The sequence below is a fragment of the Brevibacillus fortis genome, from assembly GCF_046196545.1.
In the GTDB taxonomy this organism is placed as follows: Bacteria; Bacillota; Bacilli; order Brevibacillales; family Brevibacillaceae; genus Brevibacillus; species Brevibacillus fortis_A.
Genome location: NZ_CP176370.1, coordinates 6,246,119 through 6,266,245 on the forward strand (window position 1 = coordinate 6,246,119; position 20,127 = coordinate 6,266,245).

The following is a 20,127-nucleotide window of genomic DNA, read 5'->3' on the forward strand; positions in this document are numbered from 1 at the left end:
GTAGCGCCAACAGTTTGCCCCATTTATACGCTTAGCATTAGCGGACATGTATTTTCGTCGTTCCTGATGACCTTAGCGGACGTAACTGGCCGTTTTCTGGCATGCTGATGACCGATAATGATGTTTAGCGGTCATTCGCTTAGAGTAAGAGAAATCGGCTTTTTATACGGCTTAACGTCTTTAGCGTATATTTCCGTTAAAATGTTGGCGGTCGCCCTCAAAAAGCATGCTTTTTGAAATTGCTCCAAATAGATGCAATCACCATTTTTTGTAAGTGTGTGACCCAGAATTACTCGTATCTCGGATGTACCCCATTATGACTATTCCTGATTAATCGGTGCCCCTATCTGGTATTCTTCTATTTTGCGGTACAAGGTATTTCGACCGATTTGCAGCATTTTGGCCGCTTTGCTGACATTACCGCCACTTTTCTCGAGGGCCTTTTTGATCGCTTTTCTCTCTGTTTCACGCAACGAAGGAATAGCATGGTCCGAATACTCAGGCGTATCGGCTTCCATCAATCCCTCCAGCTGGATGTGCTCGCAATCAATGATGTCCCCCTCTGCCAAAAACACCGCTTGAATTAGCACGCCTTGCAGTTCCCGGATATTGCCCGGCCACGAATACGCACACAGCTTATCCTTCGCCTCGGTGGTCAGTATGTACGGTTGTTCTGTGTTGATCTGCTGCAATAGATGCTCCGCCACCTGGATGATATCACTACGCTTTTTCAACGACGGCAAATGAATGGAGACCCCTTTGAGCCTGTAGTACAGGTCAGCCCGAAAACGTCCCGCCTTGATCTCCTCTGACAGGTTTCGATGCGTAGCGGCAATGATCCGCGCATAAATGGGGCGGGATTGATTGCTCCCCACTGGGGTGACGACCTTTTCCTGCAAAACGCGCAGAAGTGCCGCTTGCGCACGCAAAGACATATCCCCGATCTCATCCAAAAAGATCGTGCCTTTTTTCGCCGCTTCAAACTTTCCGATTCTTCCTTCCCGATGTGCCCCTGTGAAAGATCCGCTTTCATATCCAAACAATTCGCTCTCGATCAAATTTTCAGGAATTGAACTGCAGTTCACTGCGATGAAAGGCTCATGCGCACGCGGACCTGTCTCATGGACCATTTGAGCGAACAGCTCTTTTCCCGTACCGCTTTCCCCCAAAATGATCACAGGAAAGTCTACCTGCGCTGCCTTTTGTCCGAGCATCTTTGCCTGCAAAAAGAGCGGGCATGAACCAGCTAGACGCGGAAATGGTTTCAGCTGCGCTTTGGGGGCCGCAGACCAAAAACGCGGGCGATGATCTTTCACATTACGACCAACATGTTCTTGCTCCGCACTTACTCTTGTTCCCAAAGCTTCCGCTCCGAGCTGCTGCTGCGCGGCCTCATTTAGACCCACGATACGCTCGTCCCGATCCAAGCCGACGAGTGCCAGCTTTCCTCGACCGTCTCCTCGGCTTGATGAAGCGGGTAAGGCTATCACGCGCTCCGCATCTGATAACAAAAAGCGGTTTTGCAGAGCCTCTGCGATCATGCAAGCAATTGTTAGGGCAAACGGATGGGAATATTCTTTACGCGTACTAATGTCAATGATGCCCAACAGCTCACCCACAGGTGAAAAAACAGGTGCCGCTGAGCATGTAAGAAAGCGATTTTCCAAGAAATAGTGTTGCTCTCCCTGTACCTGAATCGGCTGTTGTGCGATCAGTGCTGTCCCAATCGCATTGGTTCCTTTGTAGTCTTCTGTCCAATTCGCTCCGATTTGCAGCTGTACTTTTTGTGCCTGGTTGGCGAAGACCGGGTCCCCAATCGTTTGAATAATATTTCCTTCCCGGTCAGACAAGAGTGCGATGTGCTCTGTCGATAACAAAAAGGGAGCAAGCTTGTTAAAAAGCGGGAGACTTTCACGAATCAGAGGGTGATTATCCTGAATGATTTCTTTGATTCGTCGGGCAGAAATGATTTGATCATTGGCCTTCTCCGTAACCTTGAGGCTCGATTCCTGACAGCGCTTCCAAGATTGCTGAACAATCGTCGACAACACGATTCCCTCCCCCAAAAATCATTCCCTCTCAGTATAACATGAGAGTCTTTGCTATAGAAAAAACCAGTCGAACCACGAGCACATTTGTCCGACTGGCTGCTAGCCGTCATCGGTCATTTTCCGACAGATATCCACTCTTTTGTCCCAATACGGAACACGACATGATCCATTATGGAACAATTTCTACCCTCTTCCACGCAAGAAAACGCTGTCATTTCGAGCTTTTTCACGTTGGTACGAGACTTGCTTTTAGAGAGGGCTGTAAAGAAATATGTGATAAATGAGGAGGCGCTCGCAATGATCTATGCTCAACCCGGCCAAACCGGTTCCAAGGTGACGTTCAAAAATCGTTATGAAAACTACATCGGGGGTAATTGGGTTCCGCCAGTGAAAGGTGAGTATTTCGAAAACGTATCACCTGTAAATGGCAAGGTCTTTTGCGAGGTAGCCCGTTCGACAGCCGATGATATTGAGCTGGCACTGGACGCTGCCCATGAGGCAAAAGACGCGTGGGGTCGTACCTCTGTTGCACAACGCGCGAATATTTTGTTAAAAATCGCGGATCGGATGGAAGCCAATCTGGAGATGCTGGCAAACGCAGAGACGTGGGAAAACGGCAAGCCTGTTCGTGAAACACTCGCGGCCGACATCCCGCTGGCGATTGATCATTTCCGTTACTTCGCCGGAGCGATCCGCGCTCAAGAAAGTACACTTGCTGAAATCGATAACGATACGGTCGCTTATCATTTCCATGAGCCACTCGGTGTCGTTGGTCAAATTATTCCGTGGAACTTCCCGCTCCTCATGGCTACATGGAAGCTGGCTCCGGCCTTGGCTGCGGGCAACTGCGTCGTCCTCAAGCCAGCGGAGCAAACACCTGCATCCATCCTGGTGCTGATGGAGCTGATCGGCGACCTGCTCCCTCCTGGTGTCGTCAACGTCGTGAACGGCTTCGGTCTGGAAGCGGGTAAACCTCTCGCTTCAAGCAACCGCATCGCGAAAATCGCCTTTACGGGTGAAACGACGACAGGGCGCTTGATCATGCAGTACGCTTCCCAAAATATCATTCCGGTGACGCTGGAGCTGGGCGGCAAATCGCCAAACATCTTCTTCTCGGATGTGGCTGCAAAAGATGATGCCTTCTTTAACAAAGCGATTGAAGGATTCGTACTGTTTGCGCTCAACCAAGGCGAGGTTTGCACATGCCCATCCCGTGCGCTCATTCACGAAAGCATTTACGACCAATTCATGGAGCGTGCCCTGCAGCGCGTAGCTAATATCAAGCAAGGAAATCCGCTCGATACGGATACGATGATCGGCGCACAGGCTTCCTTGGAGCAGGTAGAAAAAATTCTCTCCTACCTGGATATCGGCAAACAAGAAGGAGCCGAATGCCTGATTGGCGGCGCTCGTGCACAGCTTGCAGGTGATCTCGAGGGCGGCTACTACATCCAGCCAACTGTCTTTAAAGGCCACAACAAGATGCGCATCTTCCAGGAAGAAATCTTCGGTCCGGTCGTCTCCGTAACGACCTTCAAGGATACAGAAGAAGCGCTCGCCATGGCAAATGATACGCTGTATGGCTTGGGTGCTGGTGTATGGACACGCGACACGAACACAGCCTACCGCATGGGCCGCGAAATCCAGGCTGGTCGCGTATGGACCAATTGCTACCATGCTTACCCGGCTCACGCAGCGTTTGGCGGCTACAAAATGTCCGGTATTGGCCGCGAGACACACAAAATGATGTTGTCTCACTACCAACAAACGAAAAACCTGCTGGTCAGCTACAGCGATCAAGCTCTGGGCTTCTTTTGATCAATGAGCCAGCCAGAAAAAGTGCTCGCGACAGATGCTGCACTGACATTAATTGAACGGCTTCGTGCCAAACACGGTGACCTGATGTTTCACCAGTCAGGGGGCTGCTGCGATGGCAGCTCCCCCATGTGTTACCCGCTTGGAGAATTTCTCGTGGGTGACCAGGACGTCCTGTTGGGCGAGATCGGTGGCTGCCCGTTCTACATGGGCAAAGCGCAGTATGAGTATTGGAAGCATACGCAGCTCATCATTGACGTCGTAAATGGGCGTGGCGGAATGTTTTCGCTGGAAGGACCTGAGGGGGTACGCTTCCTCACACGTTCACGGGTATTTCCCGAATCGTAGAAAAGGAAGACCGCTCCCGCCTTTCGTTGGCTGGAACGGTCTTTTTTTGCTTGGATTCCTATCTGGATTTTTTGCGAGAAGTACGATTTGCAGGAGCAGAGCTTGTTCGATTGCCTGGTTTTGCATTCGGACGAGCCGAGCTGCGTTGCGCAGTTACCGGCTTCTTGCCAGAGCTGCTCGACTTGCGATCAAAACCACTTGCTGCACGGTTCCCTTCCTTCGGCTTACGTCCAGTACCCCCTGTTGCTCGGCTACCGTCCTTCTGCCTACGATCAAAACCAGCTTCTGCCCGGTCGCGCTCCTTCGGTTTGCGCTCGAAACCGCCTGTTGCTCGGTTTCCTTCCTTCGGCTTACGATCGAAACCTCCTGCTGCCTGGTCACGTTCCTTCGGCTTGCGCTCGAAACCGCCTGCTGCCTGGTCACGTTCCTTCGGCTTGCGCTCGAAACCGCCTGCTGTCTGGTCACGTTCCTTCGGCTTACGCCCGAATCCGCCCGCTGCGCTGCCTCGAACCTTCGGCTTGCGATCAAAACCGCCGCTCTTTTGTTGACGCCCTTCGTCATCTCTTCGGCGTTCCCCAGAGCCTTGCTGTCTTTGCCCAGCTGACTTTCCTTTGCCTCTACCTTGCTTATCCCCTCGACGCTCGTCCTTCCCGAACCGCTCCCTCTCAGACCCTTGCTGTCGCGTCTGTTTCTTCTGCTCAGACGATTCCCCGCGATCCATTTCACGCCGCTCCAGAGACAGGTTGATCCCTTCTTCAATCTCCCTGAGTTGCCCCCAATCCTTCCCCGCCACCAACGTGAAAGCCGTTCCTTTTTCCTTGGCTCGCCCTGTTCTGCCGATCCGGTGTATATAACTGTCCACATCTTCCGGAATGTCGTAATTAAACACATGCGTGACTCCCTCGACATCCAGCCCACGCGCTGCCACATCCGTTGCGACCAAGTACTGAATCCTGGCCTCTCGGAATCGCTTCATGACATCCTCACGCTTTGCCTGTGACAAATCACCGTGCAACTCATCAGACATATAATCGAGACCTTGCAGCGCAGCATTCAACTTACTCGCTCTACGCTTCGTTCGGCAAAAGATCACTGCGAGAAACGGCCGTTGTTCATCCAACAGACTGCACAGAGTATCTTGCTTCGCACGGTCTGTCGTCTCTACTACAATTTGACGAATATCCTCCAACGTAATACGCTTGCCCTGCACCTGGATATTTTCCGGCTTTTTCATAAAACGCTTCGCAAGAGATTGCACCTGTTCCGACATTGTGGCCGAAAACAGCATCGTCTGCTTGTCGAACGGCGTGTTCGCCATAATATCTTCTACCTCAGGCAAAAACCCCATGTGCAACATTTGATCCGCCTCATCCAGGACAAACATCGATACCTGCGACAGATCGATCGTCCCTCTGCGCAAATGGTCCAGCAAGCGCCCTGGCGTAGCAATTACCACATGAATGTTTCCTGCCAGCTTTCTCAACTGCTGATTCACATCTTGTCCACCATAGACGGCGAGTACACGGATGTCTTCCAACCTCTCCGTCAGCTTCTTCACCTCTGCCGTAATTTGCAGAGCAAGCTCCCGCGTAGGGGTAAGAATCAACGCCTGAACATGCGTCGCTTGCGGATCAGCTTTTTCCAGGATCGGCAGGACAAAAGCAAGCGTCTTACCTGTTCCCGTCTGCGCTTGCGAGATTACATCTTTTCCTTCGAGTACGACAGGGATTGCTTTCTCCTGAATCGGTGTCGGTTCGGTAATCCCGTTCTCTTGCAGGGCATGTATCAATTCCTTGCGAATTCCCAATCTCCAAAAATCAGCCAGTTTCGCCATCTCCATTCATAAATCAATCACTATTACTTCGTACATACTGCCATGCCGATAAAGTACCGTACGCCATCGCGGGGTGTTTTTTCAAACGTAACGCCTCTCTGATAGTACATATCCACGTCAGAATAGCGTACAAACAGCTCCGCGAACTCTTCCGGCGTCAACTGATGAACATGGAAGGGCTCGCTCGTCTGCATGCCCCGCCCTCTGCCAAAGGGACTGGACAGCACAAGCGTACCACCTGGTTTCAGCATCTGATACAAGTTATCCATAAACAGCAAATCATCTGCGACATGTTCAATCGTTTCAAAGCTCAAAATTGTATCAAACTGCCCCAATCGCTCAGGAAGCGTCGGATCGAGAGCATCACCCTGCTGATACGTGATCTTCTGATGATGGTATTCCCGATTAGCGTAAAATATCGTCACCTCATCGTTGTCTACTCCGATCAATTCTGTCAGCTCTCGTTTTCGATCCTTTGCGATCATATGACATCCGTAGCCTGTACCGCAAGCGATATCCAGCACCCTGCCCTTTACATAAGGCGCGGCAAAATAATATCGGGCTATATGCTCCAGCAGCATACCATTCGTAGGTTTTAATAACTTGGGGATAATTCTCTCCCCTGTCCATTCCAGCAAAGCAATCACCAATTTTCTCGTATTCTTCCTCACATCTTACCTTATTTATCGGCTCGATCCTATCAACTAGCATTTCCTGAACGTGGTTTATTAAGAAATTTGTAAGACATTTCATTACTGTTTTGTTAGAGCTGGGCGTTAAGATAGTACCATGAATGCATTCATAAGGTGGGACGAATCATGACCAAATATCAAGTTCTCGTAGTCGACGACGAGGAAGAAATCCGCGATGCTATTGAAATCTATCTCAAAAATGAATCCATGACCGTATTCAAGGCAAGCAACGGACAGGAAGCGCTGGACGTACTGGAGCGCGAAGATATCCACCTCATCCTGATGGACATCATGATGCCCAAAATGGACGGGATGACCGCCACCTTTCAAATCCGGCAGAAAAAAAATATCCCGATCATCATGCTCTCTGCCAAATCAGAGGATACCGATAAAATCCTCGGGCTCAACATCGGTGCAGATGACTATGTGACGAAGCCTTTTAATCCCTTGGAGCTCATCGCCAGAGTCAAGTCTCAGTTAAGACGTTTTACCAACCTGGGAAGCGCTCAAATGACAGAAGATGAGATTCAGGTACGCGGCTTGACCTTGAACAAAAGCACAAAAAATGTTGCGATTGACGGCAACGAGGTGCGTCTGACTGCTACCGAGTACAAAATCTTGGAACTGTTAATGGAAAACAAAGGTCGGGTATTTTCGATCGAGGAAATTTATGAGCGGGTTTGGAGAGAGCCTTATATGAACGCGGAAAACACAGTGGCTGTCCATGTGAGACGCATTCGGGAAAAAATAGAAATCAACCCGAAGGAACCAAAATATTTGAAGGTGGTATGGGGAATTGGATACAAAATCGAAAAATAGACGCTTTGCGGTGCCCGTGCTAATCCTCATGCTCGTAAGTTTTTCGCTATCACTTTTGACCATGGCGGATTTGTACCATAAGCGCGAGTATCTCCGAGTGAACAATTACTTTCAAAGCGCAGAATTTCAAAGTGAATTACAGACATTTGCTGAGCTGGTGAAAGTCGTTCATGTTGATTATGCAGACTACACCCCGGGAAAGCTCGACGAGGAGACGGCCAATCAACTAAAGAAAGAACATGAAGAGAATCTCCGGTCGATTAAGGAGAATAACCGGCTCGAAGATATGATCGAGGCTGCCAAGAATGAGGGTGACACCAAGGAAGTTGCCAGACTAACCGAAGAACATTCACGCAGTCTGCATAAAGAAATCTCTCAGGAAATATCTCGTTATGAAGACCACATCAACCAAAAAATTGCCGAGAGGGATGCCGATTATAAGGAACGCAAAAACAGCCTTCTTCTTCGGAGCGGTTCCTTTGTATACTATGTCAATGATAGAAAGAACGATACATTTTACAGCAATCTCGGTTACGAGCCTTCCGATACAGTATTGCAAAAGCATGCGCGCTTTGTAGAAAGGATCCCGAACACCAACGGAGAGTTCTACATCAATCGTACTTATCAACTGAATGAATTAAGCGGTATCTTTTATGTCCCGCATGCCCCAAATGGGTATAGTCAGATCCACGCCGATGCACTCTACTATGATTCTATTCGGGAAAGACTGCTTGCTGAATCTATCTTGCTCGCTGTCTCTCTCCTAATAATTGGTCTTTGCTATTGGTACTTACCAGTAAGCAGAGCAGTGGAAGTACCTCTTGTAGCGAAAAGCATGGCACTGTTCCGACTGATCCCGCTGGATATTCGAATGGTGCTAGTGTTCGTGCTCGGAATTACGTATTTGATTATGATAGCAAACCTGCGTTTCTTCTTCTTGCCACTTGATGGTGAGCATTTCTTTACCCTTGCGTTCGTTTCGTTGTTCACTGCTTACCTGCTTCTACAATTTATGGAGGCATGGCTTATGTACAACCAACCTGAGAGATTTACGCAGCAGTGGCAAAAGAGTATCTGGGCAAGGCAGCGTGTCCTTCTTCAAGAAAGCTACACCAATCGAGGAATGTTCTTTAAAGTATCCACGCTGTTTATCCTGACTGTCCTATTTGGAATGAGTGCAGGCTTTGGGTTCGTCGCTCTTATCGAAGGCCATGGCGGCTTACTAATTTTAAGCTTTTTATATGGCGTGTTTTACATGGTGGTGGTTTTCCCATACGCACTTAGACGCTTGGGACTGATGAATCGCATCATGAAAGGTGCCTCCGAAATGGCTAACGGTAATATGAACGTTACCATTCAGAAGGTGAAAAAAGGGAAGTTATCTGATCTCGCCCACTCGCTCAATAACATCACAAAGGGACTCAAGAACGCGGTGGAAGAGCAAATGAAGAGCGAGCGCATGAAATCGGAATTGATCACGAATGTTTCCCATGATTTAAAAACACCGCTGACGTCGATTATCAACTACGTTACCCTGCTCAAACAAGAGAACTTGACACCAGAGGAACGCAAGGACTACATCGATGTCTTGGATCGAAAATCAGACCGACTGCGAGTCCTCATCGACGACCTGTTTGACGCAGCCAAAATATCCAGCGGTGCGGTGGAACTGAATATCGAGCAAGTGAACGTAGCCTCCCTGCTCAACCAATCCATCGCTGAATTCAGTGACAAAATCGAGCAATCGACGCTTTCCTTCCGCGTAACGACGGAGCAGCCTAAGATCGTCGCTCCTCTGGATGGCAAGAAAACGTGGCGCGTATTTGAAAATCTGATCGGCAACGCCCTGAAGTATTCCATGCCGAATACGCGTGTCCTGATCCATTTGGCAGAGACACAGGACGAAGTAATCTTGACGTTCAAAAATGTCTCCGCCTATGAAATCGACTTTGATGCACAGGAACTGTTTGAACGGTTCAAGCGCGCTGATCAATCCCGTCATACCGAAGGCTCTGGCCTCGGCTTGGCCATCGCAAAAAGTATCGTCGAATTGCAAGGCGGCAGGCTGTCTATCGATATTGATGGCGATTACTTCAAAGTCATGGTCGTATTCCGCAAGCACGCGTAAGGATCAAATAGGAAAGCCAGTGCCCGATCATCAGGCACTGGCTTTATTACGTGTTTTTCTCCCTGTTAGATGGCAAAATTCCTTTCAAATAGGGACTCAATCTTTTCAGCCACTTCTTGCTCGTCGGCACCCTCCACCTCAAACATAATTTCATCTCCGGTCTTTGCTCCCAGAGCCATTACGCTGAGGATGCTTTTGCCATTGGCCTGCTTGTCGTTGTAGATCATTTTGACCGTCGAGCTGTATTGATTGAGCAGGTTCACCAAGACAGAAGCAGGGCGAGCATGGAGACCTCCACTCACGGCTACTTCAAGACTAATACGGATCATTTCACGCCTCCCTTCCTGTCCTTGTGCTTGCAATGCACTTACAAGAAAAACTTCTCAATGACCTCTGCCACCCCATGCCGATCGTTCGTTTCCGTGACATGCCGCGCCAGCTGTTTCAGATCGTCAGGAGCATTGCCCATCGCCACACCCATTCCGGCGAATTGGAGCATCTCTGCATCATTGTAATTGTCACCTACAGCAACGATCTCGTCAGGCTGAATCGCAAGCCTCTCACTCACTACCGCTAGACCACTTGCCTTAGAGATACCCACAGGCAATATTTCTAAATTATTCGCGCCCGATGCCGTCACGCGAATCCCCGAAAGCTCGGCTTTCTCCAGCTCTTGTCTCGCTGCCAACAGACGCTTCTCGTCGCCCGTGACGAATATTTTCGGAGCACACACTTCATGTTTTTGAACGTATCCGGCTATCAACCGCGAAGCCTGGATTTTGAGCGGGTATTGATTTTTCCAGAGCTGGCGCAGTGTCCAGGCATTTAACAACGGAAACAAGTCCGTCCACTTCCACGTGCGATTCGTGACAGCATAAGACTCATGCAGCAGCATGACATCCAAGCCATGCGATACGAGTATATCTGTAATCCTCGCCGCTATCTCATACGGAATACGCTGTACATACAGCACCTGATCCGTCTTGGGATCTGCGACGTATGCGCCATCATGAGAAACGAGTGGTGCGCTGATCTGGAACTGCTGCGCCAACGATTTGGCGGATGGGTACGCCCTGCCGGTTGCCAGTGTGACGTGGACTCCTTGCTTCACTAACTGGGTAATGGCCCGTTCTGTTACTTTGGATAAGGTATGGTTCGACATCAAAATCGTTCCGTCCACATCCAAGGCGAGGAGTTTGTATTTCACACGAGTCCCATCCTTATGTGACGGGCTTGAAAAACTGGGGCAGATGCTCCTTGTGCGCCTCCAGCATCTCATCGAGTATTTTTTTGGCGACCACATCAGACGGCACCAGCGGGTTAATATTCATCGCCAATAGCGCCTTATGGTAATCACCCGTTACAGCTGCCTCAGCTGCCACTCGCTCAAACGATTTGATTTGCTGTACGAGTCCACGTACGGGAACAGGCAAATCACCAACAGCCAAAGGAATCGGTCCTTCTCTTGTAATCACGCAGTTCACTTCGACTGCCGAATCATCCGGAATGCTGGCAATCGCTCCATTGTTGCGGACATTTACCGTCTGGATATCGCGCTTGTCGTTGTAAATGGAGTAAATCAAATTGCAGGCAGCCTCACTGTAATAGGCACCGCCACGCTTCTCCAACTGCGGAGGCTTGATATCCAAGTCTGGGTCTTCGTAGAGCGCAAATAGCTCTGCTTCCACCTGCTTGACCACCTCAGCCCGCGTACCCTTCTGCTCCGCTTCTTCCAGTTCATGCTCAAGCATCGTGCGCGTCTGATAGTAGTAACGATGATACGGGCACGGGAGAATCCCCAATGCTTTGATGAAATCTTTATCCCAGCCAAGGTCCAAAATGTTTTGCATCGTAATGCCGGATTGGTCGCCCGTTATTTTATCGATTACCTGGGAAATGACGTTTTCCCCGTCCAGGTACACACCCAGTCCGAAGATCATATGATTCAATCCGGCAAAATCAATATGAACCCGTGATTGCTCGACCCCTAAAACAGTAGCAACACCCATTTTCATCCCAATGGGAACATTGCACAGTCCAATGACCTTTTTACGGTTGGTATGTCGCAGCACTGCCTCTGTAACCATACCAGCCGGATTCGTGAAGTTAATCAGCCAAGCATCTGGACACAGCTCTTCCATGTCACGACAAATGTCCATAATGACCGGAATGGTACGCAAGCCTTTGAACAAGCCGCCGGGGCCATTCGTTTCCTGACCGATCACCCCGTATTTCAAAGGAATACGCTCATCCTTGATCCGCGCATCCAAGAGCCCTACGCGCATTTGTGTCGTGACAAAATCAGCGCCCGCAAGTGCTTTTCGCCGATCCATCGTCAATTGGATCTCGATAGGCACCCCTGCCTTCTCAACCATCCTTTTTGCCAAGGCACCTACTGTTTGCAGCTTTTTCTCGCCCTCCGGAATATCCACCAGCCACAGCTCTCGGACGGGCAATTCATCGTAGCGCTTGATAAAGCCTTCTACCAGCTCAGGTGTATAGCTAGACCCTCCACCGATCGTTACAATTTTGATTCCGCTCATACTCCTGCCTCCTTGCCTTCATGGATTTGGCTGTACAGCTCTACAAACTCCGTAGCCAAATCCTTGACTGTTATTGCGTTCATTAAATGATCCTGGGCGTGAATCAAGAGCATACTGATCTCAGTCTTTTCTCCCGATATCTCCTTTTGGATAAGTGCCGTTTGATTTTGGTGTGCACGACCGAGCTCTTCTCCTGCACGCTTCAACGCATCCTCTGCGCCTGGCAAGTCTCTATTTTTAGCCAGAGCGATCGCTTCCATTGCCAGACTCCGCGCGTTTCCTCCGTGAAGTATTAGTTGAAAAATAACGTCTGTATGGTCCATTCTATCTCCACCTATCCAAGTTCGCTAAAAGTCACGAGCTGTATTTTTTGATCACGAATGTATTGCTTTAACTCTGCTGCTGTTAAGATTTTCAATTCTGTGGTTCGTTGCTTTGCGTATGAACTGCCTGTCAGTAGCGCTTCGTCCAAATAAGCAGGGTGCGTCATGATCTCAACTACAGGATAATCTGCCATATCCTCTACGATCCTGACGAAGGATTGTACGGTTAGGTCGTCTCCATAAAAATGATGAGAAAAGCCTTCTGTCGTAGGAACACTCGACTGGTCTCGCTGCTCCTGTGTCCCGGACATCCACGGATAGCGAACTGGCACTCTATATTCCTCTGCCAGCTTCAGAACAATCGGCAAAACGGCTGGATGTGCATGCACATGGTGGTGGCTGTCGATATGCGTCAGCTTGAGCCCCGACGCCACGAACCTCTCCAATTGAGCCCGCAGCTCCCACTCGATCTCCTCCGGTGCAGCAGAAATCAAATGATCTTGCCCGCGTCGAAAACGTCCCTCTCCATCCGTTAGCGATGGTACATCCTGACTAACTGGCGATCCACATGTGAGTACCAAATGAATGCCTACTCCGAGCGTTGGATGTTCTTTGGCCAGCCCTACAGCGTGCTCGAACCCCTCCATATTGACCATCAAGGTCGCAGAAGTAACGACTCCTTCCAGATGCGCTTCGACGATGCCCAGATTGACGCCTTTGGAATATCCAAAATCGTCTGCATTCACAATCAGTTTCATAGTTAGCCTCTCCTCTAGCGATTACATAGGCACAGCTTTACTATCGGATACAGTGCTGGCTTTTTCTTCGCTTACCTTTTGTTTATCCCACAGACGGAAGAACGGATAGTAGATCGCGAGCGCAATCACGAAGTTCACCGCTTGGAGAACCATTCCCGATACCTTCCCACCAGTAGCCAAATATCCACTGATCAGCAATGGTGTCGTCCACGGAACCGCTACCCCGCTTGGTTTTGCCACCCAACCGAATGACATGGCCAAATAACTGATAATGACCAATACGACAGGCGCCAGTACAAATGGGATGATCAAAAGCGGATTCATGACAATTGGCATACCGAACGTGACAGGTTCATTGATGTTAAACAAACCAGGTCCAAGCGAGAGACGGCCGATGTTTTTCATCTGTTCACTGCGCGCCCGAAATACCATTAGGACGACAAGGGCTAGCGTAGCACCCGATCCCCCAGCAAATATCCACATGTCAAAAAATTGCGTAGTGACGACGTTTGGCAATTCACCGTTTGGATTTGCCTGGAACGCAGCTCGGTTTTGGTCCATCAGCGTCAGCCAGATGGGACTCATAATGCCACCGACAATCGCCGCACCATGCAAGCCAATAGCCCAGAGAATGTGAATGAGCAGCACGCATATAATGGCCCCTATCAAGCTGCTGCCAACAGCGCTGAGTGGTCCGACGAGCAAATCCTTCACAATATTGTGAATACTTTCGAAGGAAGTGTTTTCAAGGAGGATACGCAACAACCAAACCACCAAAAGCACGGCACCCGCTGGGATCAGTGCCACAAAGGAACGGGAAACTGCGGGAGGCACTCCGTCTGGCATGGTAATGACAATTTTCTTTTGAATGATTTTGCGATAAATCTCAGTCGACAATATCCCCAATAGCATCGCGACAAACAATCCCTGACTGCCCATCAGTGTAAGTGGAATGACTCCGCCAACCTCTTGGGCAGCACTCGCTCCTTCCGGGGTAAACATGATTTTATACGGAGTAGCGAGCAAGAAGGATGCGACAGAAATGGCTCCTGCCGATAGCGGGTCGACCTTGTATTTCTCCGCCAGTCGGTAGGCGACGCCAAAGCTGACAATCAGCGCCATGACGTCAAACGTAGCACCTACCGGATACAGTAGCTTTGTCCGCCATTTTTCGCCGAAAATACCGCTCATGAATTCGTCATAACCAGGTATCGGTATGAAGCCAATGATGAGGAACAGTGAACCAATGATCAACAAAGGCAAAGTAAGGATAATTCCGTCACGAATGGCCTGCAGATGCTTTTGCTCCGCAATTTTTCCCGCTACCGGCATTATGCGGTTTTCCATAAAAGAAACAAATCCGCCCACACGCATCCCCCTCCTACTGTTTTAGACGAAGTGCAAACTCAAGCACGTTTTTCCCGTTCAACGTTCCGTAATCGACCGTACTGATTACGTCTACAGGAATTCCTCTGGATGCCCCTTCTTTTTTCATCTCTGTCAGCTTGTAACGAACTTGTGGGCCCAACAAGAGCACTGCTGCTTGATCAATATGATGCTTCACTTCATCTGCGGAAACTGCCCATATTTTAGCGTCCAACCCTTTTTCTCTGGCAGCCTCCTCCATTTTTTGAACCAGCAAGCTTGTCGACATACCCGCTGCACAACACAATAAAATATTCATTGTACCCCCTCCTCTCGACGATATGCCTTTTTGTAAGAGCAAGTTACATGCCAAAACACCAAAAAATGTATGCGCTTTCCAAAAAAACCGCATGGTATGGCATATTTCGCAGCCTCTTCGCCTGTCATCCTCATTAGTGTTTTTATGTAAGCGCTGTAGTGTTTTGTTTTGAAGGTGGAAAAATAAAAAAACAAAACACTGGTTACGCCAGTGTTTTGTTGTGTATAAAAAAATTCATGATAAAACAAACGTCATCTTCGCTGATCGCTACCTCATACTTGTCTTCCAGCGGCAATAATTCATGGCGGATTAAGCTGTACAGCTTGCGGTTCTCCAGCAAAAAGCTTTCTTTTTGAATATACGCTACGGATTGCGTCCCAGCTTTCAAACGATCTACCAGGCAGCAGATATGCAAGTAGGCTCCAATTCGCGTGTCAAAAACCAAAGAATTGTTCAGTCGCTCTTCCATACGGCCGACACACATTCTCACGTCTGCGAGAATATCTTGTCCCTCTACCATTTGCAAGTGCTCCCCCAGCGACTCTTGCATCTTCAGATAGGCCTCTTCCAGATCGATCACTTTCTGAATATCAGACATCGCCTCTCCGTTCAAAACATCGTCCATACTATGATGGCGCAATTCACGGTCGAGAATGTAATTGCTCACCACGAAGAGAATTTTTCTCTCCTCCTTGATTTTTCGAAGCTGACTGCGGGCTTGTGCCTTATCGATCAGTTGCAGCGGCACAAATTCGAGCAAGTTATCATCGTACCTGAGATTCGATTCCAGCAACTTTTTCAAAAACAAGGCACTGCCTTCCCCAGACAGGCAAGCAGCGACGATCGTCAGCGCCGGAACATGCTTTTGCACCTGCTCTTTCGGCTGCTCTTCCCGCTGGTAGAGCGACATGCCCACGACATCTCGGTAAACATCCTCCAGCGAATGGCCGAGCATGGCCTTTCGAGTGGCCTCAATCACATGTGGCGTACTGACCATCGGAATGACCTTGACCGGAATGCCGATCTCCCGCTCGATGATCTCGCCAAAGCCGAGCAGGGACCCCATATCTACGAGCAACAGCAGTCCAGCCTTGCTCCCGATCTCTCTGGCTACTTTCAGTGCTTTTTCCAAAACACTCATGGAATCTTCTTCAAGTGGCAGGTCGATAGCTCTCGCATATTGTGTGACCAGCAAACGGTTCGTCACATCGACCATCGCTGTCGCGCCGCCGCTGCCGTGCGTAATAACGAGCACCCCGATTGTTTCCCGCTCTTCCTCCATGCTGACATCGTCGAGCACGAAAAACATGGTCAAATATCCTGCCTCACCAATCGGCAGATCCATGAGTATCGCTTCTTCTATCATGCGCACGCACTCTAGCGCCACAGCAAACTCTTTCTTATATTTGATTCGCACATGGTTGATTTGCGGATTTACGATCTGTTTGCCTTGTGCGAGGCGCTCCTTCGACGTCTGAATATGCAGCGCGAGACCAAAGATCACCTTTTGGCTCAAAATCTTCTCCAGCTTGGCCTCTGCGAAGCGAACGATCTCTTCTACGAGGTGAATGATGAACGGGTCGATAATCCGGGCCATGTCGCCCTTATTTACGCGTTGATGAACACCTTTGATAAAGGTCGTAAAATAATTCTCGATGTCAAACTCCAATTCTTCCTCACTCACACCAAGGTTTTGCAGTTCATATATTTTTTGCTCGATTTTTTCATAGACACTGTCCGTCGTATCCCCTGTTTCTCGCCCGATCCAGATGCCCTCTTTTGATGGCTGTACGACAAAGCAATTGTGCTCTGTCCCAATGATTTCATCTAGCTCCTGCTTGTAATCCTTCACCAAAAGCAGTCCTTGCTTGACGTGATGCGGCAGGTCCTGAACCGACACGTGCAGCTGGTTCTTTTTTAACGAAATGAATTCGGCATAGGCGCTGGCGCAGGTGAGCTGAATATCCGTTTTTAACTGTCCGATGTTATTCGGGCAGTGATAGCACAAGAATGCCTGCACAGCATTGGCCGATATCTGAATCTCTCTCCCCAACCGAAAAGCTTCTTCTTGAAAAATTTCCATCGTAATACTAAAACGCTCTTCCAAGCCACGCTCAACCAAAGATGGCAGCTTGATGACCATGGGAATACGCCTCATGAACGTTTTTAAGAGGCTCGACTCTGGATTTTCTGTCGTGGCCATGACAATCTGGACATGAGCCGTCCGCTCCATCTCTGTTTCCCCTACGCGACGGAATATGCCTTTATCCATAAAGGTAAAAAAGATTTCCTGTCCCTCTGCTGGCAGCCGGTGCACTTCATCGAGAAATAGAATGCCACCGTCTGCCTTTTCCACTAGTCCTTTGCGGTCCATCTCCGCTCCGGTGTACGCCCCTTTTTTGACTCCGAACAATTGACTGATTAAGAGCTGCGGGTTATTGGCATAATCGGCGCAGTTAAAAATCACGAAAGGAGCATGCTTATCCAGGCGTCCAATATCAACGGCAAATTCGTGAATCATCCCAGCAAACCACGATTTCCCTACACCCGTTTCCCCCAAAATCAAGCAATGCATCCCTCGCGGCGGATACAAAACGGCCGCCTTTGCCTGCTCAATACGCGTGATCAGGCTCTTGTTGGTTTTCGCCAGCCTGTCCAGCGATGTCTCCGCCAAATAGAGCGAATCGTTTCCTTGCTTGGCAAAAAACAGCGTCGGACGCCCTTCTTCCTTCTCGATTCGACCTTCCTTCCACAACCGGTTCAAATCACTGCTCACATTCGCTCGACTCAAACCAAGCCGCTCAGCCAACTCTGAAGCGCTTACTTTTTTATCGGGACCAGCGTCTACTAACGTCTGGAATATTAAATCTAATCGTTTCACTCTATCACCCACCGTTGAATAGATAGAAAGTCACGAAATGCACAACCAATCCTTTTCAATTCCACGAATATTTGGAAAAACCTGCTTGCTGCTTTTCTCCTCCTCCCCCCGTTTATGTCTCGATGATTTATTTTTCCGTCTCCTTTTGCCGGTGTACGATATAATAGATAAATAATGATTGACAGGAGATAGCAAATCCATGATGGTTTTCATCTTGTTTACCATATGGGCATTAGGTCTGTTCGTACTGTTCACAGACCCGAAACGAACGTCGATCCGCTGGGCTTGTGCGACTGCCTTTGTTGGGGCTGGGGGCTTTATCTCAGGCGTGATTGACGAGACGATCATGCCCTATTTTGCAGATTACCTGGCCGTAAAGCCCGGGACCACGAACACCCTGATATTGGTAAGCCGCATCTCTTCTTTTGTTTGCCAAGCGGGTTTACCCTACACGTTTCTCATGTTTGCCGTACACTCAGCTGAATTTTTGCCTCGCAGAATAAAGCTGACGATACAATACGCTGCTCTCATCCTGCCACTTGGGATGCTTTGGATTACACCCGTTTATCCCGAGCTGCTTTTTAACTATTGGATTATGGTGGCATGGGTGATTCCGTTTTTTCTGTTCTCCTGTACGCTGCTTGTCGTGCAGTACATGCGAGAAAAAGATCCACTCGTGAAAAAGAACAGCTTCTTCACGAACGTACTCATCATCGTTCCGTTGTTTTTCGTCTTTATTTTCATCTACATCATGCGTATCCAGAATGATTACGAGGCTTGGCGCTACAACATGCTCGTAGTCACAATCCAGTTTATCCTGATCGTTGCCATCAGTTTGAAATACGGCTTCCTTGGCGTCCGTCTCCGCGTAGAAAAAAGGCGTCTGGACAGTACCTTGCGCGCCTTGACTTCCGGTGCGCAAATCATAAACCATACGATCAAAAATGAAGTAGGCAAAATCTCGCTGTATGCCGACCGTATCGAGACATATGCAGATGAAACCAACCAGCCGTCGCTAAAAGAAGACGCGCTTGTCCTGATGCAATCCTCTCAGCATATGCTGGACATGATGAATCGGATTCAAAACCAGCTGCGGGACGTCGAGCTGCGCGAAGAACCATGTGACCCCGGCCAAATCATCGGGCAAGTCACACAAAATCTGACGCCCTATACCCTGAAACAACAGGTAGAAGTCGTTAGTGAATTGGACGAAACCCTTCGCTTATATGGCGATGGAGTACAACTGCGCGAAGTCATCACCAACTTGTGCATGAATGCGCTGGAAGCCATGAAGTCGGGCGGCAAGCTCCATCTTCAGCTATTTTTGTCCCACAAACATCTCATCATCACTGTCGCGGACACTGGCACAGGCATTACCAAAGAGAACCTGCCTCATGTACTCGATCCTTTTTTTTCGACAAAAAGGACAGGACAAAACTTTGGTCTTGGGCTCTCCTACTGCTACAATGTCATGCAAAAGCATCAGGGCCAACTGGAAATCTACAGTGAGCAAGGAAAAGGAACCACCGTTTTCCTGTTCTTCCCGAAAAAGCGCGTCATCATAAACGACTCAGAATAGCGAAAGGACGCTCACAAACATGAATCCAATCAGGGTATTTTTAGTAGAGGACGATCCCGTCTGGCGTAAAGGTCTCATTGACTTCCTGAACAAAGAACCAGATCTCACTGTAGTAGGGGAAGCCGGATTCAAAGCAGAAGCAATCGAACGCTTTTTGCCTGCCAAAGCGGATGTCGTCTTAATGGACATTAACTTGACCGAGAACAATCTGGACGGGATCGAGACGGCAATCGAATTCATGGCACTCCAAGCTGACAGTAAAATCATCATGCTCACCTCTCTGACAGACGAGGCAGTGATCGTGGAATCCTTCTCAGCGGGTGCCGTCAATTACATCAGCAAATCGAGCTTCAAGGAAATACCCGACGCCATTCGTGCTGCTCACAACAGCCAATCTGCCATTCACCCTACGGCAGCTGCGGCACTGCGCAACGAATTTTTGCGTTTGAAAAACGATGAAAATCAAAAGCTGTTATCTCCCGCAGAAAGGGACATCCTACAACTAATCCACCAAGGTCATACGCAAACGCAAATTGAACAATCTCTCCATATCACGAAGCGTACGATCAAAAATCACATCAACCGAATCCTCAAAAAAATGGGCGTTAAAACAAGCAAGGAAGCGGCCGCAAAAGCCAGCCAGAAAAAGCTATTCTAGGTCTTATTACCAGG

The 20,127-nt window shown here is 49.0% G+C and carries 17 protein-coding genes; 6 read left to right on the plus strand and 11 right to left on the minus strand.

The window, feature by feature from the left end:
* Positions 1 to 320: 320 nt before the first annotated feature.
* A complete protein-coding gene (locus ACKKE8_RS30255) occupies positions 321 to 2,048 on the minus strand; it encodes a sigma-54-dependent Fis family transcriptional regulator (RefSeq protein ID WP_409179226.1) in 1,728 nt (575 codons plus the stop codon).
* Positions 2,049 to 2,348: 300 nt separating this feature from the next.
* On the opposite strand from ACKKE8_RS30255, the gene adh reads away from it, so the two are divergent.
* Both adh and ACKKE8_RS30265 read left to right on the plus strand, forming a co-directional pair.
* Positions 2,349 to 3,869 carry an aldehyde dehydrogenase gene (gene adh, locus ACKKE8_RS30260; RefSeq protein ID WP_409176245.1) on the plus strand — a complete coding sequence of 507 codons (1,521 nt, stop codon included), beginning with the start codon at positions 2,349 to 2,351 and terminating at the stop codon, positions 3,867 to 3,869.
* Positions 3,870 to 3,872: 3 nt separating this feature from the next.
* Positions 3,873 to 4,214, plus strand: coding sequence for a DUF779 domain-containing protein (locus ACKKE8_RS30265; protein WP_409176246.1), 342 nt, complete (start codon positions 3,873 to 3,875; stop codon positions 4,212 to 4,214).
* Positions 4,215 to 4,272: 58 nt separating this feature from the next.
* On the opposite strand, the gene ACKKE8_RS30270 is transcribed toward ACKKE8_RS30265, so the two are convergent.
* The gene (locus ACKKE8_RS30270; RefSeq protein ID WP_409176247.1) at positions 4,273 to 6,054 is read right to left on the minus strand and encodes a DEAD/DEAH box helicase; all 1,782 of its coding nucleotides are present in this window, start codon (positions 6,052 to 6,054) and stop codon (positions 4,273 to 4,275) included.
* 17 nt (positions 6,055 to 6,071) lie between these two features.
* Positions 6,072 to 6,698: a class I SAM-dependent methyltransferase gene (locus tag ACKKE8_RS30275; RefSeq protein WP_409176248.1), complete on the minus strand. Its 627-nt coding sequence runs from the start codon at positions 6,696 to 6,698 to the stop codon at positions 6,072 to 6,074.
* Positions 6,699 to 6,866: 168 nt separating this feature from the next.
* Here ACKKE8_RS30275 and ACKKE8_RS30280 point away from each other — a divergent pair, with 168 nt between their 5' ends.
* Positions 6,867 to 7,559, plus strand: coding sequence for a response regulator transcription factor (locus ACKKE8_RS30280; protein WP_409176249.1), 693 nt, complete (start codon positions 6,867 to 6,869; stop codon positions 7,557 to 7,559).
* On the plus strand, positions 7,537 to 9,687 hold the full coding sequence (locus ACKKE8_RS30285; protein WP_409176250.1) for a histidine kinase dimerization/phospho-acceptor domain-containing protein: 2,151 nt from the start codon (positions 7,537 to 7,539) through the stop codon (positions 9,685 to 9,687). The genes ACKKE8_RS30280 and ACKKE8_RS30285 overlap by 23 nt, the downstream gene beginning before the upstream one ends.
* A gap of 65 nt (positions 9,688 to 9,752) precedes the next feature.
* On the opposite strand, the gene ACKKE8_RS30290 is transcribed toward ACKKE8_RS30285, so the two are convergent.
* From ACKKE8_RS30290 to ACKKE8_RS30325, 8 genes are all read right to left on the minus strand, one after another.
* Entirely contained in the window at positions 9,753 to 10,016 is a 264-nt protein-coding gene (locus ACKKE8_RS30290; protein WP_409176251.1) for an HPr family phosphocarrier protein, read from the minus strand.
* A 38-nt stretch (positions 10,017 to 10,054) separates the two neighbouring features.
* Positions 10,055 to 10,894, minus strand: coding sequence for a Cof-type HAD-IIB family hydrolase (locus ACKKE8_RS30295; RefSeq protein ID WP_409176252.1), 840 nt, complete (start codon positions 10,892 to 10,894; stop codon positions 10,055 to 10,057).
* Between the two features lie 13 nt (positions 10,895 to 10,907).
* Positions 10,908 to 12,230: a 6-phospho-beta-glucosidase gene (locus ACKKE8_RS30300; protein WP_409176253.1), complete on the minus strand. Its 1,323-nt coding sequence runs from the start codon at positions 12,228 to 12,230 to the stop codon at positions 10,908 to 10,910.
* Positions 12,227 to 12,553, minus strand: coding sequence for a PTS lactose/cellobiose transporter subunit IIA (locus ACKKE8_RS30305; RefSeq protein ID WP_409176254.1), 327 nt, complete (start codon positions 12,551 to 12,553; stop codon positions 12,227 to 12,229). Before ACKKE8_RS30305 ends, ACKKE8_RS30300 begins: the two co-directional genes overlap by 4 nt.
* A gap of 11 nt (positions 12,554 to 12,564) precedes the next feature.
* Positions 12,565 to 13,311 (minus strand): chitin disaccharide deacetylase, encoded by a 747-nt coding sequence (gene chbG / locus ACKKE8_RS30310; protein WP_409176255.1) that lies wholly within the window; start codon positions 13,309 to 13,311, stop codon positions 12,565 to 12,567.
* Between the two features lie 21 nt (positions 13,312 to 13,332).
* Positions 13,333 to 14,685, minus strand: a complete 1,353-nt coding sequence (celB, locus tag ACKKE8_RS30315) for a PTS cellobiose transporter subunit IIC (protein WP_409176256.1) — start codon at positions 14,683 to 14,685, stop codon at positions 13,333 to 13,335.
* Positions 14,686 to 14,692: 7 nt separating this feature from the next.
* Positions 14,693 to 14,995 (minus strand): PTS sugar transporter subunit IIB, encoded by a 303-nt coding sequence (locus tag ACKKE8_RS30320; RefSeq protein ID WP_106839536.1) that lies wholly within the window; start codon positions 14,993 to 14,995, stop codon positions 14,693 to 14,695.
* A 202-nt stretch (positions 14,996 to 15,197) separates the two neighbouring features.
* A complete protein-coding gene (locus ACKKE8_RS30325; RefSeq protein WP_409176257.1) occupies positions 15,198 to 17,876 on the minus strand; it encodes a sigma 54-interacting transcriptional regulator in 2,679 nt (892 codons plus the stop codon).
* 199 nt (positions 17,877 to 18,075) lie between these two features.
* On the opposite strand from ACKKE8_RS30325, the gene ACKKE8_RS30330 reads away from it, so the two are divergent.
* A complete protein-coding gene (locus tag ACKKE8_RS30330; protein WP_409176258.1) occupies positions 18,076 to 19,455 on the plus strand; it encodes a HAMP domain-containing sensor histidine kinase in 1,380 nt (459 codons plus the stop codon).
* 19 nt (positions 19,456 to 19,474) lie between these two features.
* Entirely contained in the window at positions 19,475 to 20,113 is a 639-nt protein-coding gene (locus tag ACKKE8_RS30335; RefSeq protein WP_007724579.1) for a response regulator transcription factor, read from the plus strand.
* Positions 20,114 to 20,127 lie beyond the last annotated feature (14 nt).

What these genes read in the sequence shown, in the direction of transcription:
- adh (WP_409176245.1), top strand. Translation starts at nt 2,349, where the DNA reads ATGATCTATGCTCAACCCGGCCAAACCGGTTCCAAGGTGACGTTCAAA.
- ACKKE8_RS30265 (WP_409176246.1), top strand. Translation starts at nt 3,873, where the DNA reads ATGAGCCAGCCAGAAAAAGTGCTCGCGACAGATGCTGCACTGACATTA.
- ACKKE8_RS30270 (WP_409176247.1), bottom strand. Translation starts at nt 6,054, where the DNA reads ATGGAGATGGCGAAACTGGCTGATTTTTGGAGATTGGGAATTCGCAAG.
- ACKKE8_RS30280 (WP_409176249.1), top strand. Translation starts at nt 6,867, where the DNA reads ATGACCAAATATCAAGTTCTCGTAGTCGACGACGAGGAAGAAATCCGC.
- ACKKE8_RS30290 (WP_409176251.1), bottom strand. Translation starts at nt 10,016, where the DNA reads ATGATCCGTATTAGTCTTGAAGTAGCCGTGAGTGGAGGTCTCCATGCT.
- ACKKE8_RS30300 (WP_409176253.1), bottom strand. Translation starts at nt 12,230, where the DNA reads ATGAGCGGAATCAAAATTGTAACGATCGGTGGAGGGTCTAGCTATACA.
- ACKKE8_RS30305 (WP_409176254.1), bottom strand. Translation starts at nt 12,553, where the DNA reads ATGGACCATACAGACGTTATTTTTCAACTAATACTTCACGGAGGAAAC.
- chbG (WP_409176255.1), bottom strand. Translation starts at nt 13,311, where the DNA reads ATGAAACTGATTGTGAATGCAGACGATTTTGGATATTCCAAAGGCGTC.
- celB (WP_409176256.1), bottom strand. Translation starts at nt 14,685, where the DNA reads ATGCGTGTGGGCGGATTTGTTTCTTTTATGGAAAACCGCATAATGCCG.
- ACKKE8_RS30320 (WP_106839536.1), bottom strand. Translation starts at nt 14,995, where the DNA reads ATGAATATTTTATTGTGTTGTGCAGCGGGTATGTCGACAAGCTTGCTG.
- ACKKE8_RS30330 (WP_409176258.1), top strand. Translation starts at nt 18,076, where the DNA reads ATGATGGTTTTCATCTTGTTTACCATATGGGCATTAGGTCTGTTCGTA.
- ACKKE8_RS30335 (WP_007724579.1), top strand. Translation starts at nt 19,475, where the DNA reads ATGAATCCAATCAGGGTATTTTTAGTAGAGGACGATCCCGTCTGGCGT.